The organism is Streptomyces marokkonensis (genome assembly GCF_008312835.1).
In the GTDB taxonomy this organism is placed as follows: domain Bacteria; phylum Actinomycetota; class Actinomycetes; order Streptomycetales; family Streptomycetaceae; genus Streptomyces; species Streptomyces marokkonensis_A.
The window spans coordinates 19,663-32,552 of sequence record NZ_VSKS01000024.1 but is presented as its reverse complement, the minus strand read 5'-3'; the positions used below and the strand labels follow the sequence as shown (position 1 = coordinate 32,552).

Annotated in this window: 8 protein-coding genes and 6 pseudogenes; 8 read left to right on the top strand and 6 right to left on the bottom strand. The window is 70.4% G+C overall.

The genetic code is table 11. The features are described from left to right. Positions 1-164 precede the first annotated feature (164 nt). Positions 165-352, top strand: a pseudogene (locus F1615_RS36005) (transposase); the annotation flags it as partial. 352 nt (positions 353-704) lie between these two features. Continuing rightward, complete coding sequence (locus tag F1615_RS30685; protein WP_244328912.1) at positions 705-965, top strand: hypothetical protein; 261 nt, start codon at positions 705-707, stop codon at positions 963-965. Between the two features lie 443 nt (positions 966-1,408). Here F1615_RS30685 and F1615_RS30680 read toward each other — a convergent pair whose 3' ends face one another. Continuing rightward, the gene (locus F1615_RS30680; protein WP_149552322.1) at positions 1,409-2,224 is read right to left on the bottom strand and encodes a S1 family peptidase; all 816 of its coding nucleotides are present in this window, start codon (positions 2,222-2,224) and stop codon (positions 1,409-1,411) included. Positions 2,225-2,448: 224 nt separating this feature from the next. Here F1615_RS30680 and F1615_RS30675 point away from each other — a divergent pair, with 224 nt between their 5' ends. After that, the gene (locus tag F1615_RS30675) at positions 2,449-3,816 is read left to right on the top strand and encodes an erythromycin esterase family protein (RefSeq protein WP_149552321.1); all 1,368 of its coding nucleotides are present in this window, start codon (positions 2,449-2,451) and stop codon (positions 3,814-3,816) included. A 610-nt stretch (positions 3,817-4,426) separates the two neighbouring features. Beyond that, positions 4,427-4,804: a nuclear transport factor 2 family protein gene (locus F1615_RS30670; protein WP_149552320.1), complete on the top strand. Its 378-nt coding sequence runs from the start codon at positions 4,427-4,429 to the stop codon at positions 4,802-4,804. Positions 4,805-4,831: 27 nt separating this feature from the next. Here the strand turns inward: F1615_RS30670 and F1615_RS30665 are convergent. The 3 genes and pseudogenes from F1615_RS30665 to F1615_RS37220 all read right to left on the bottom strand — a co-directional run. Beyond that, positions 4,832-4,941 (bottom strand): annotated as a pseudogene (locus tag F1615_RS30665) (dihydrofolate reductase family protein); the annotation flags it as partial. 365 nt (positions 4,942-5,306) lie between these two features. Further along, on the bottom strand, positions 5,307-6,044 hold the full coding sequence (locus F1615_RS30660; protein WP_149552319.1) for a dienelactone hydrolase family protein: 738 nt from the start codon (positions 6,042-6,044) through the stop codon (positions 5,307-5,309). A 306-nt stretch (positions 6,045-6,350) separates the two neighbouring features. After that, positions 6,351-6,592, bottom strand: a pseudogene (locus F1615_RS37220) (sigma factor-like helix-turn-helix DNA-binding protein); the annotation flags it as partial. On the opposite strand from F1615_RS37220, the pseudogene ccrA reads away from it, so the two are divergent. Together ccrA and F1615_RS30645 are read left to right on the top strand one after the other, a co-directional pair. Further along, positions 6,573-7,690 (top strand): annotated as a pseudogene (gene ccrA, locus F1615_RS30650) (crotonyl-CoA carboxylase/reductase); the annotation flags it as partial. The pseudogenes F1615_RS37220 and ccrA overlap by 20 nt on opposite strands. A gap of 99 nt (positions 7,691-7,789) precedes the next feature. Next, positions 7,790-7,984, top strand: coding sequence for an antitoxin (locus F1615_RS30645; protein ID WP_149552318.1), 195 nt, complete (start codon positions 7,790-7,792; stop codon positions 7,982-7,984). Between the two features lie 722 nt (positions 7,985-8,706). Here the strand turns inward: F1615_RS30645 and F1615_RS30640 are convergent. Further along, on the bottom strand, positions 8,707-9,198 hold the full coding sequence (locus F1615_RS30640) for a class I adenylate-forming enzyme family protein (RefSeq protein WP_244328911.1): 492 nt from the start codon (positions 9,196-9,198) through the stop codon (positions 8,707-8,709). A 62-nt stretch (positions 9,199-9,260) separates the two neighbouring features. Then, positions 9,261-9,437, bottom strand: a pseudogene (locus F1615_RS37215) (AMP-binding protein); the annotation flags it as partial. Between the two features lie 170 nt (positions 9,438-9,607). Between F1615_RS37215 and F1615_RS30630 the strand changes: the two are divergent. Both F1615_RS30630 and F1615_RS30625 read left to right on the top strand, forming a co-directional pair. Continuing rightward, a pseudogene (locus F1615_RS30630) lies at positions 9,608-9,837 on the top strand (ISAzo13-like element transposase-related protein); the annotation flags it as partial. A 259-nt stretch (positions 9,838-10,096) separates the two neighbouring features. Further along, the gene (locus tag F1615_RS30625) at positions 10,097-12,886 is read left to right on the top strand and encodes a hypothetical protein (protein ID WP_149552317.1); all 2,790 of its coding nucleotides are present in this window, start codon (positions 10,097-10,099) and stop codon (positions 12,884-12,886) included. Positions 12,887-12,890: the final 4 nt, after the last annotated feature.

The window sequence follows — 12,890 nt, the reverse complement described above, 5'->3', positions numbered from 1 at the left end:
TCGCGATCAGTCCAGCAGGTCTCATCGAGAGCTGGCTGGCAGATCCGCGACTGCACCCTTGCTCTTCACGGGTGATGTCGCATTCCGGCTAACAACGGTCAACGCAGTGAGGCGCCTTGGTCCTGGCTGTGGTGTCCGCAAGGTGGGCTGAGCATTCTGATCACATGGGGGCTTCACCATGGATCGTGTCGGATGAGCTGTGGGAGCGGATCGGACCGCTGCTGCCGTGCAAGCAACGGCGGTTCCGGTATCCGGGACGCAAGCCCTACCGGATCGGCGGGTTCTCTGCGGCATCCTGTCCGTGCTGCACACCGGCATTCAGTGGGAATACCTGCCCACCGAGATGGGCTTCCGGTAGGGCATGACCTACCGGTTTCCCATATCAGCACACTGACCCAGTCTTTCACGACTTAGAGGTTGTCTCACGTGGCACGTTTCGCGAGCTTCTTATAGCAGGTCAGGGCAGCAGCCAGGCTTCCGCGTCCTGAACTTGTGGCACTGCGACGGCCGCGCCCTCTACCCCTCCTCCTACGGGGTCCGCCTCTGCGGCAAGGCCCACGCCACCCCGAGACTCCGTGACGTCCTCTTCGACGACATGGTCCGTCAGACTGCCGTCGGCACCGCCGCGGAGGCGGACGAAGGTCTGCCGGACGTCGTGGGGTGGTGGGACGCTGGCTTCGAGGAGGGAGGCGACGGCTTCGGCGGTGAGGATCCAGCGGCTGGCGACGGTCGCTGCTCCCACCAGACGGGTGGGCCACCCGCCTGACCGGCGGCCGGGCAACGAGATCCTGGCCGACCTGTGGGAGTTCGAGGCCAAGCCAGCCGGCCTGCAGGAAGCGGGAGTGCGGGTCCTGCCGTGGGCATTCGAGGAGGGCACAGGAGCATTCCTGTACTGGTCGGTGCGGCCCGGTCAGCACCCCGACGACTGGACCGTGCTCCACAACGAGGGGCGCGGCCCACTATAAGAGCACCAGCCGGCGTAGGGCGGGGACACCGGCGCCCTGGACGCCGATGAGCTACCGTCGCAGGCCTTCTGCTGTCGGTGCACGCCGCCGTGGTGCTCCTGACAGCCGTCATCATCGGCCCTCGTCGTGGGCGGGCTCAAGTTCCTCTACGACAAGTCCGTGTCCGCGACCGTCGTGACGGGCCGGGGGATGCTGCGGAGTCAGCGTTCTCATGGTTCACGAGCTGATCTGCTGACCGATAGCGGAGCCGGGATGCGCTCGCTGCATCGCTGCCCCGCCGTGCCTTCGGATGTCACCCGCTCTTCCACCAGGCGAACGAACACACGGTCAGGGCGGTCACCTGCCTGCATGGTGCGGCGTCACCCAGGGGCGAGGTCGACGACGGGCGGACGGGTGAGTCCACTCCGCCAGGCGCCCTACCGGCTCCGCAGTTGCCGCCGAGCTCAGGAGTTGTGCCTGATGGTCTGCCGGATCCAGCCCTTGTACGCGGGCGCGCTGGTGTAGAGGCCCGGTCCGGCCGAGCACGGGACACCTGGGGTGCCCGGACCCGAGGTCACTCCGATGAGCTCCCACCGCTCGTGTCGGCCCTTCTGGAGTTGTGGCCCGCCGGAGTCCCCGAAGCACGCCATGGCCGCGGGCACGCGGCTGATCGTGCACAGCCGGGTCCGGTCTGCGTATCCGGGGGCGCATTCGGTCTCGGCGCCCCGGCGCGTCTGGAGCTCCCGCAGCCGCTCCGGGAAATTCAGTTCGGTGTCGGAGGTGGTGCCGAATCCCAGGATCCGGGTCGGGGTGTCGGGCCGTCCGGCCCGTTCCGCGATCCGGACGGGTTTCTCGGAGACGGGGCGGTCGAGGCGGACCAGGGCGATGTCGTCCCTGTTGGCGGTCTTCCCGTCACCGTTCAGGTAGCCGGGGTGGACGAAGGTCCGCTCGATGGCCCGGACGGTTCCCCCGGACTTCCGCTCCGGGCTGCCGATCCGGACGATGCCGTCCAGCTGAAGCCCATCGCCCCGCAGGCAGTGGGCCGCCGTCAGCACCCACTGCGGATCGATCAGCGAGGCTCCGCAGTTGCCGTCGTACAGCCCGTGCTCGGGTGCCGACTCCGGGATCACCGCCATGAACGGGTAGTGCTCCGTCGGCTCGGTCCCGTTGACGATGGCTCCGGCGCTGCCGACCATCAGCGTGGCGCACGTTGCCACCACGAGTGTGCCGACCGTGGCCGTGCGGGCCGCCCGGCGGCGGACCGACTGCATGCTGAACATCCAGGGTTTCCTTCCTTCGTACATCTTGATGGTTCAACCCTGTTTGTTCCGGCGCCGGCCGGACCATCCGGGCGGCACCCGGAGACGCTGGGGACATTCCCCCGCCGGTTGCGGGGGAGTACCCCCGGAGCAGGACGGTGGGAGGCCTCAGTGCGGTCCGCGCCGCAGCGCACAAAGATCACCTCATCGGCTCGGGGAGCCGCCGCATACGAGGAGTGATCACCATGCACGGGTACTACAAGTCGACCGGCCGACGAGAACTGCTCGCGCTCACGGCGGCGCTCGCCGCCACGGCGGTGGCCGCCCCGGTGGCTTCCGCGGCCCCGTCCCCACCCTTCGTGCCCGGCGTACCCCCCGCGTCCCCCGCAGGCGTCGTACGCTCCCTCGAGCGGGCCGCGCACCCGCTGCGCTCCACGGATCCCGGTGCTTCGACGGAGGACCTGCGGGCTCTGGACGCCATGGTCGGAGGCGCGGAAGTGGTGGGCCTCGGCGAGGCCACGCACGGTTCGCACGAGTTCTTCGCCATGAAGCACCGCATCTTCCAGTACCTCGTCGAGCAACGCGGCTTTACCACCTTCGCCCTGGAGATGAGCTGGTCGGCCGGGCTCAGGATCGACGAGTACCTCCAGGGCGGCCCCGGGGATCCGCGGCGGATCGCACGGGAGACGCTGGCCGGATCCCCCTGGGAGCGCGAGGAGTTCGTCCGTCTGATCGGCTGGATGCGCGACTACAACACCCGCCACCCCGACCGCCGGGTCCACTTCATGGGTGACGACCTCGGGGCACCGAAACTCGGCGACCACATCTTCGAACGAGTCCTGTCGTTCGTCGGTACGGCCAGGCCGGAGGCACTGCCCCGGCTGACGGAGTTGTACGCGGGGCTGCGCCCCTTCGACGACATCTTCACCCACTTGCGCAAGCCGCTCCCGGAACGCAAGGAGAACGCCGCGCAGGCCAAGGAGGCCCTCGACCTGGTCGCCGGGCCCCATGAGGCCGGTGGCGAGGACTACGCGTGGACCGTGCAGCACGCCCGGAACATCGCGCAGACCTTCGCCTTCGCCACAGTCGACCTCGCGGACCCGGCCTCGGTTACGGCCGCGGAGGGCCTGCGCGACCAGGCCATGGCCGACAACGTGCTGTGGTGGCAGCGCCAGACCGGCCACAGGATGCTGCTGTCCGCCCACAACGGCCACGTCGGCTACCTGTCCACCCATCCCCATATGTACCCGCGCACCCAGGGCACCGTGCTGCGCGACTGCCTGGGCCGCAACTACGCGGCGATCGGCTTCACCTTCGCCGGCGGCTCCTTCCTCACCAAAGACGCCTCCCTCGACGGCGACTGGAAGCCAATCACCGTTCCGGCGGCGCGCCCCGGCATGCACGAGCACACCCTGGACCGGGTCGGGTACCGAGACTTCTACGTGGACCTGCGGGCGGCACCCGCCGAGACCCGGACCTGGCTCAACCGGCCCCGGCCGGTCTACGACGCCGGTTCGACCTTCACCCCCGACCCCCTGCCCACCCTCGCGATCGGCCGGGCCTACGACGTCCTCGTCCACCTCAACCGGGTCCGAGCGGCCGACAAGCTCTGAACCCCACCCGGCGGCGACCGCGTGGCGCCACTTCGCGCGCTGCTCTCGTCAGTAGCGCCCCGCGCCATAACCACAGCGTCTACTGCTGGGGCGCGTAGGAGTTCATGTGCGGAGCCAGATGGCGAGGGCCGCGGCGGTGGCGTGCCGAGGAAGAGGTAGCCGCGCCTCGTGGTGGGCATCGCCCGGGTATGAGGTCGGGGAAGGCGGAACGGCTCCGGGGTGAGTCGGCGTAGTTTGTTGCCGATGTGAGCTTATGCCCAAAGCCCTCACCGACGAACCCCGACGCGACCTGAAACGCGACCAGAGTTGCGACCGGGGATAGGTGCTATCCCTCAGCGGCGCGATGATGGGAGGAAGACAGCCGCTATTGCTGCGTGCGACCCCACTGTCAGCACCCGACCGCCGTTTCAGCTTCTGGTGGAAAGCGTGAGTGAGGCAGGGCCGGCGGTTCCGCTCCAGAGAAGAACGCGGGCGCCCCAGTGCTATGGAGATGGGCGACTTTGCGGGTCGCGTGTGATTGCTCGGGTGGGTTGATTGGTGCGCAGATTCACTGATCGTCTACAGGAGCGGCTGTTCGGTTGAGGGCGGAGAACGCGGGTAGGGTCGGCGCATGGACTTGGACGAGCTTCTGGAGCTTGAGCATCGCGGTTGGCGGTCCCTGTGCGATGGCACCGGCGGAGATTTCTATGGTCGGTTGATGACGGAGAACGGCGTCATGGTGCTCGCGCACGGCCATGTTTTCCACCGGCAGGATGTCATCGATTCGCTGAGTGAAGCGCCGCCCTGGCGAACCTACGAGATCACTGAGGAGCGGATTATTCCGCTGAGTGAATCATCTGCTGTCCTGGTCTATCGTGGGCGAGCGTATCGGGAAGGCGCGGAGCCGGCGTTCACGGCACTGATGTCGAGTGTTTATGTGCGACGCGGGACTGAGTGGGCGTTGGCCGTATACCAACAGACTCCCGTGCCCGAAGTAATCGACCACTGACCCTCGAAGCGTCATGTCGGCATGACACTTGTTGCCGCCCATGATCTCGGCACCGATGTCGCGTGCGAAGTCTCGCGTGAAGTAGTCCTCGAGGCCCGGCTCCCCCCGGAATCCGTGCGCATGGGCCAGCTCGCCGTGGGCGCGGTGGCCGCCGCGACACTCACATGTGTGCCACGGACGTCACCGCCCATCCAAGGGATCCAGCCGAGATACGCGCCAAAGGGGCAATGAGTAGATCTTGATGTGACTTCGCACGTGGTCAGCACAGTGCGGCCGCAGTAGATGCGTAGAACTCGCCCTGGCGGCCGGAACGGACCGCTGCAGGTCGCGACGATCACGGCAGGGGCTCCATCGCAGTAAATCCGGTATCTACTGCGGCAGTTGCGAACGCGTCTCCGTGGTCGAGCATCCGCCCGAATGTGGTTCTGCTATGGGGACTTGAGGGGAGGGGAAGGTGAGTGCCCGACGCGGACCAGGCCTGACGCCAGGCTGTTTGCCTGGGTCATGCCCGCGGATCTTCCGTCACGGGCAGGCACTCGGCGAGCAGGTCGACGATGTCGCGCCAGGCTCGCTGCGCGTGCTGTGGGTGGTAGCCGACGCCGGGGACCGTGGGGTGGTCGACCGGCGGGTGGTGGAAGGCGTGCAAGGCGCCGCCGTAGACAGTGAGGCGCCAGTCGACGCCCGCGGCCTGCATCTCGGCGGTGAACGCGCTCCGTTGCGCGGGCGGCATGATCGGGTCTTCCGACCCGACCCCGGCCCACACCGGGCAGCGAATGCGCGCTGCCTCGCCCGGTCGGCCCGTGGTAGTTGCGTTGACTGTGCCGATCGCGCGCAGGTCGACGCCGGCTCGCCCGAGTTCCAGCCCGACGGCGCCTCCGGTGCCGTAGCCGATGGCGGCGATCCGGTCGGGGTCGGCCCGCGATTCGGTGCGCAACACGTCGAGCGCCGCATGGCCGATGCCCCGCATCCGGTCGGGATCAGCGAGCAGCGGCAGGCAACGGGCCAGCATCTCCTCGGGATCGCCCAAATAGCGCCCGCCGTGAAGGTCGAAGGCCAGCGCTACGTATCCCAGCTCGGCGAGAGCATCGGCTCGGCGGCGCTCGACGTCGCTGAGCCCCATGCCCTCGGGTCCGAGCAGCACCGCGGGCCGGCGGTCGACACCGGCCGGGAGCGCGAGGTGCCCGATCATCGTCAAACCGTCGGCCGGATACTCGACCGTACGCGTCGTAATCGTCGTCACGAGACTGGACTGTAGTGATCGTCGAGCCCGGTCCAGCCGGTGTTCTGCCGCTGGCAGAACAGTGCGCGTGTCCCTCGGGAATGCAAGGGCCAAGCGCTCAGGGCCTCAAGATCATCTAGTTGCCCCTCTGGCGCGTACCTCGTTCACACCCCTTCAACCGTTCCAACCGCCAACCCGGCGAATCATCGCGGTCAGAGCACTGGCGGGGCGGTACGGGGCTCGCCGAGCCCCGGGGGCGGCCGTGGCGGTGACACACCGCCACGGCCGCCGTCGTACGGGTCCGGTCCCGCGACGCCGGCACCGGGCTCACGCCGCCGAGGGATGCCACGCCTCCTGGAACCGGCGGCGGGCACGGAAGAGACGGGAGCGGATCGTGCCGACGGGCAGGGCGAGCACCTCAGCCATCTCCTCTTCGTTGAGCCCGTAGGCACGCAGGGTGAGGACCTGCCGGTGCGCTTGGGACAGACGGACAGACGCCCCAGCACGGCGCTGATGTGCACCGCGTCCAGTGGGTTCGTCTCGTGCTGTGACTCCACCTGGACCGAGGTGGTCGACGTCCCGCCCGTGGGCCGCGGACAGGTCCTGGTGAAGGTGATGGCCGCCGGCATCGACTACAACAACGTCTGGTCGGCGCTGGGTTCGCCGCTCGACGTGATCGCTGCCCGGCAGAAGGCGGGCGCCACCGAGGACTTCCACATCGGCGGCTCCGACCTGTCCGGGATCGTGTGGGCGGTCGGCGAGGAGGTGCGCGGGGTGTGACTCGGCGACGAGGTCGTCGTCCTCGCCAACCACTGGGACGAGAGGGCCGAGGACATCCGGCTCGGCGGCGCCCCCACCTGGTCCGGCAGCCGGCAGGTGTGGGGCTACGAGGAGAACTGCGGCTCCTTCGCCCAGTTCGCCGTCGTCGACGACTGCATGTGCCACCCGAAGCCCGCCCGGCAGCCCTGGGCGCAGGCCGCCTGCTACATGGCGACCGCGGCCACCGCTCTACCGCCAGCTCTTCGGCCGGCCGCCGCACACGGTGCGCCCCGGCGACCCGGTGCTGCTCTGGGGCGGCGCCGGCGGACTGGGCTGCATCGCCATCCAGCTCGTCCGGCACGTCGGAGGCATCCCCGTCGCCGTCGTCTCCAGCGAGGAACGCGGCGAGTTCTGCCTGAAGCTGGGCGCGGAGGGCTGGATCGACCGGCGCGAGTTCGACCACTGTGGACGGCTGCCCGACACCTCCGACCTGGCGGCGATGGACCGCTGGCTGTCCGGTGCCCGAGCCTTCGGACGGCCTTCTGGGAGGTGCTCGGCGAGCGCCGTAGTCCGCGCATCGTGCTGGAGCACTCCGGCGCCGACACCGTCCCCACGTCCCTGTACCTGTGCGACAACGGCGGCATGGTCGTCCTGTGCGGCGGCACCACCGGCTACAACGGGGACGTCGACCTGTGCTTTCTGTGGATGCGGCAGAAGCGTCCGCGTGGCTCGCACGTCGCCACCGCCCGCGAGGCACGTGAGGTCACCCGGCCGATCGACCAGGGATCATCGACCCGTGCCTGTCCCGGACCTTCGATTTCGACGAGATCGGCCTCGCTCACCAGCTCATCCACGACAACCGGCACCCGGCGGGGAACACGGCCGCACGGGTGGGCGACCGGGGATGAGGGAAAAGACGGCCTTGCGCCGCCCCCGATGATTCGCACTCCGCCCTAGGGGTACCTGCGGCGGGGTCCGACCGCACATGCACTCCCGGGAGGTATCCCATGGGCAAGCTGGGCGACATGATGAACAAGGCCAAGCAGATGGCCAAGGGCCACCCCGACCAGGCCGACAAGGGCGTCGCGAGCGCCGAGCGAACGCTCGACGAGCGGACGGGCGACAAGTACGACGCCCGGACCGACAAGGCCGCCGACACGGTGCGGCGCTCCTACCGGGACGACGGCACGTCCGAGCGCTGACCAGGCACGAACGGCTTCCCGTCCCCGGTGCCACGCCCCGGGGACGGGAAGCGCCTGCCCAGCCGCGGGTGCCGGCCCGCCCGACGACGTAGCTGCACACCCACGCCTCGACGCGCACCACCCGCACCCGCACGGCGAGCGCCGGACCCGCGCGCGGGCCGGCGTTCAAGGCGTTCTCCCCGGACGGGCACGCCCGCAGGTCCTTCGGACCCCCGACCTCCAGTTTGGCCCGGCCTCCCGCGCTCTCCGCCGCGACCAGGGCCTTCCACGCGGCCTCCTCGGCGGAGAACAGCTCCGTAAACCGACCAGGCCGCCGCCCGCGCCCGGCGGTGTCTCGTCGTCCCCGAGTAGTGTCTCCTCGTCCGCGCGCAGCACCGGCCGGGCCGCGTCGCGGGGGGAGGGGCCGCAGCTCCGGGTCGCAGCCGAGCGGCAGGTACAGGCCGGAAACGCGGGCCACGGCGATCCCGGCACTGTGCGAGATCGACGCCGCCCGGCCCGGCGGGAACACCGGCAGCCGCCCGTGGCGGGGGATCTAGTCTCGCCGGTCGGCTGCGGGCACGGCTCCGAGACGGCCGCGACGCCCAGACCGAGCCCCGCCGCGGCCGGCAGCGGACGCAGCGCGGACACGTCACCGTCCGCCGCCTCCACGGGCCCCTGAAGCGGACCGGACCGGGCCGGCCGGCGCGGGGCGCCCGGTCATCGCCGTCCGCCGCCGCACGCGCTCACACCGCAGCAGCTTCTTGTCGATCTTCCCGGCGGATTGCGCGGCACCTGAACTCCACTTGCCGGGGCCGCTTGTACGGCGTGAGCAGGCCCGCGACGTGCGCGAGCAACTCCTGCGCGTCCGGCTCCGCGCCCGCCTCCAGGGCGACGTACGCCAGCGGCACCTCGCCGTAGTCCTCCTCGGGCATCCCGACGACCGCCGCGTCCCGGACCGCCGGGTGGGTCATCAGGGCGCGTTCGATCTCCGAGGGGTAGACGTTCTGGCCCGCGCGGATGATGACGTCCTTGGTGCGGTCCACCAGGCTGATGCGGCCCTCGTCGTCCATGAAGCCGAGGTCGCCCGTCCTGATCCAGCCGTCCAGGGTGAACTCGCGGGTGGCCTCCGGGTCGTTCCAGTAGCCCCGCATGACGCCCGGCCCGCGCACCACGATCTCGCCGATCTCGTCGGGCGGCAGCTCCCGCCCGGTCCCGTCTGCGGCACGGGCGGACATGCCCGGCACGACCCGCCCGCACGGGAGGCGGGCGGGTCGTGCCCCGGGGCGGGGTGCTCGTCGGGGCCGAGCGTGACGAACGGGCCGCCCACCTCGGTCATGCCGTACACCTGCCTGAAGCCGCAGCCGAGCCGCTCGACCGCGGACGCGTAGACGTCGAGCGGCATGGGGGCGGCCCCGTACAGGACCTCTAGCAGGGACGACAGGTCGGCGCGGTGGGACGCCCTGGCCTGGAACACGGGCAGCAGTTGACCATGACTGCCCGCGCCGTGCGGGGACCGGCCCCCGCGGCGGTGAGCACGACGGCCCGCAGCTCCGTATCGGCGGCCACCCGCCGGGGCGCGGCCGCGCCCAGAGAGGGAACCCAGCCACGGAGCGCGGCGACTTCGAGCCGGTGGAAACGCTCGATCTGGTGGACCTTGACGTGCCAGGTGCCGCCCTCGGCGCCGTTGTGGAACCTGACGAGCGGTGCGATCCGATGTCGCCGCTGCGTTGGACGGTGACGACGACCAGGAGCCTCGCGCCGAACTCACCCGTCAGGGGTACCGGGCGAGCGCGGACACGGTCGGGGACCTGCTGCGTGAGGAGGGCTTCAGCCCCCAGGCCGCCAAGGCCCTGGAGGGCAGGCAGCACCCGGACATCACCGGCCGGCAGTACTCATGTGCCCTCTGGCCCACTCGTTGACGTAGCGGAACTGAGCATCGCGCCCTCACCCCGCCACGCAGAACCTGCCCGTCGCACAACCCTACCGACCGCCTGCGGCACTGGCCCCGCCGATCACTCCGTCCGCAGAGGCAACCCACAGGTTCGACTCTCCGTCTCGATGTCCGAGAGCACGTTCGATCCGTAACAGACCACCGGAACGGACGTGCGCTTCACCAGCGTTGAGGAGAGAGCTTTGATACGTGGCCGGAAAGCATGGGTCACCGCGATAGCGGTGCTGACGGTGGCAGGGGTGGCGCCGACGGGGGCGTACGCCGCCCCGGCGCCGCCGGACATACCCGGCGCCACAACGACACCCGACGCCGGGGAGACGCTGCCGCCCGGCTGGCGCATCGCCGGTGAGGACAGGCGGAACCACCTGGAGTGGCGCGCCCCCGAGCCGGTCCCCATGGGCGACGCCCGCGTGGAGTTCCGAGCGAACGGCGCACTCGTGGGCGTACCCGAGCCGCAGGACGACGGCCGGACCTTCCGGATCCCCCTCGACGAGGTCCGCACCGCCGATCTGGACGACCTCCAGGTCCAGGCCGCCGGGCGCCGGCTCGACGAAGCCCCGGGCGCGGGCGCGAGCCGCAAGGCGAAGCCGCCGGCCCCGAAGCTCCCGCCCAAGCTCCCCGCGGGGACCGTCGACCCGGGCAAGGCCGGCAAGTACGCCACCACCACCGGTGAGTACAGCCTCTCCTCCGTCAAGCTCCCGGGCCTCCCCGCGCCGGTCGAGATGCGCGGGGTCGTCGTCGCCCCGAAAAAGGCCCCCGGCAAGCGTCCGATCGCCCTCTTCCTGCACGGTCGCCACTCCACCTGCTACGTCCCTGGCAAGAACGAGGAGACCTCCGGCAACTGGCCCTGCACCAAGGGCAGCAAGCCGATCCCCAGCCACCGGGGCTATCTGCGCGACCAGCAGCTCCTGGCCTCCCAGGGGTACGTGACCGTCTCGATCTCCGCCAACGGCATCAACGGCCAGGACTGGAACGCCGAGGACGGCGGCGCGCAGGCCCGCTCCTCCCTGATCCGCAACCACCTCGGCCGCTGGGCCGACTGGGCCGCCAAGCCCGCCTCCGCGCCCGCCGCGGTGCGTAAGGGCCCGAAGACCGACCTGTCCCGGGTGCTCCTCGTCGGGCACTCGCGCGGTGGCGAGGGCGTCAACCGCGCGGTGATGGACAGCCTGTACAAGCCGCCGGCCGCCCAGGACGGCTACCGGTCCAAGGCCCGTTGGAACATCCGCGGCACGGTCCACATCGGCCCCACCATCTTCGGCCAGAACCCGGTGCCCGACGTCCCCTCGCTCACGATCCTGCCCGGCTGCGACGGTGACGTCTCCGACCTCCAGGGCCAGGTGTTCACGGACGGCACCCGGGGTGTCAGCCGGGGCAAGGCCCTGCACAGCTCGGTCTACATGATCGGCGCCAACCACAACTACTTCAACAGCGAGTGGACCCCGGGCCAGGCCAAGGCCCCGGCCGACGACGACTTCTGGCACGAGCCCGAGTCACCAGACCCGCTCTGCTCGCCCGGCGCCGCCGGGCGGCTCTCCGCCAACCAGCAGCACAAAGCGGGCGCGACCTACATTGCCGCCGCCGCGCGGCTGTTCGTCGGCGGTGACGACCGCGTACGCCAGCTCGTCGACGGCACCGGCCGCCGCGCCCCCTCCGCCGACCCCGCCCGGGTGCTGACCCACGCGGTCGGCGGCAACCGTGGCGCCGGCTTCCTCCCCGACGACCCGCAGGGCCCGCTGAAGGTCAGTGGCGCCAATCTTTGCGACGCCGTCGCCCCCGGCCGCTCCGCCTGCATGGGCGAGAAGGACCCCGGCTCCTCGCCGCACTTCGCGCAGTGGCGCCCCGAGCACGAGGCCGGCCGCCGCGCGGTCGCCCTGGACTGGAAGAAGCCGGGCACGGCCGCCCGCCTCACCCCGAAGAAGCCGGTCTCGGTCAAGGGCGCGGGGAGCCTCGCACTGCGCGTCGCCGTACCCCCGAACACCAGCGGCACCCGCTTCGACGTCAGCGTCAGGGACGCCAAGGGCAAGCGGGCTGTGCTGGGCAGCGTCCGTATCGACGGGCTGCCGGGAACCGACCGCACCGCCTCGTACTGGGCGCAGGAGCTCCGCGTGCCGCTCACCGCAGCGACCCGCGCCAAGCTGAACCTCAGCAAGATCGCCTCCCTGGAAGTGACCCCCAAGTCCCGCTCCGGCAAGGCGTGGCTGATGGACGCCTGGTCGTGGAAGCCGGGCACGCCCGCGGTCAAGACGATGCCGCTCACCCGCGTCGACATCGGCCGCCTCACGGTCAAGGAGGGTGACTCCGGCTTCCGTACGTATCAGGTGCCCGTCCGCACCACCGGTAAGAACGCGGGCGCGGTCCGCCTGTACGTCATCGACCCGAACACCGGTAGGTCGACCGGCCGACTGGTCAAGGTCGGCCCAGGCACCGCCGGGATCAAGGTCAAGGTGAAGGTCGAGGGCAACAAGCGCTACGGCTGGGACAAGCCCCACGACATCCTGGTCAAGGCCGTCCAGGGCACGGTCATCGGCGCGGACGTCGGCGGTGTCACCGCCGAGAACGACGACCCGATGCCGAAGGTGACCATCGAGCCGGTGACCGCCGACGTCACCGAGGGCGCGCCGCTGACGTGGCGGATCTCCCTCTCGGAGAAGGCGGACATCGAGATCTGGGCCCTGGCCCAGCTGGTCTCCGTCACCGGCGGCCGCCCGGAGCTGTCCACGGCCGACGTCGACCAGGAGTGGCTGTCCCAGCTCGTGGAGAAGATCCCGAACCCGGCGATCCCGCTCTCGAAGGTCAAGTACGGGACGTTGTGGACGGCGATCGAGGCGGGCGAAAAATCCGCGGACCTGACCGTCCCGACCATCGGCGACCAGGTGAAGGAGCTGGCCGAGTACGTCCGCATCCAGCTGACGGACGATGAGGGCACGCCACTGGGCCCGTCCTTCGAGGGCACGGTCCGCGACGCGTCGTAGCCCG

What these genes read in the sequence shown, in the direction of transcription:
- F1615_RS30670 (WP_149552320.1), top strand. Translation starts at nt 4,427, where the DNA reads ATGGACTTGGACGAGCTTCTGGAGCTTGAGCATCGCGGTTGGCGGTCC.
- F1615_RS30645 (WP_149552318.1), top strand. Translation starts at nt 7,790, where the DNA reads ATGGGCAAGCTGGGCGACATGATGAACAAGGCCAAGCAGATGGCCAAG.
- F1615_RS30640 (WP_244328911.1), bottom strand. Translation starts at nt 9,198, where the DNA reads ATGTCCGCCCGTGCCGCAGACGGGACCGGGCGGGAGCTGCCGCCCGAC.
- F1615_RS30675 (WP_149552321.1), top strand. Translation starts at nt 2,449, where the DNA reads ATGCACGGGTACTACAAGTCGACCGGCCGACGAGAACTGCTCGCGCTC.
- F1615_RS30680 (WP_149552322.1), bottom strand. Translation starts at nt 2,224, where the DNA reads ATGTTCAGCATGCAGTCGGTCCGCCGCCGGGCGGCCCGCACGGCCACG.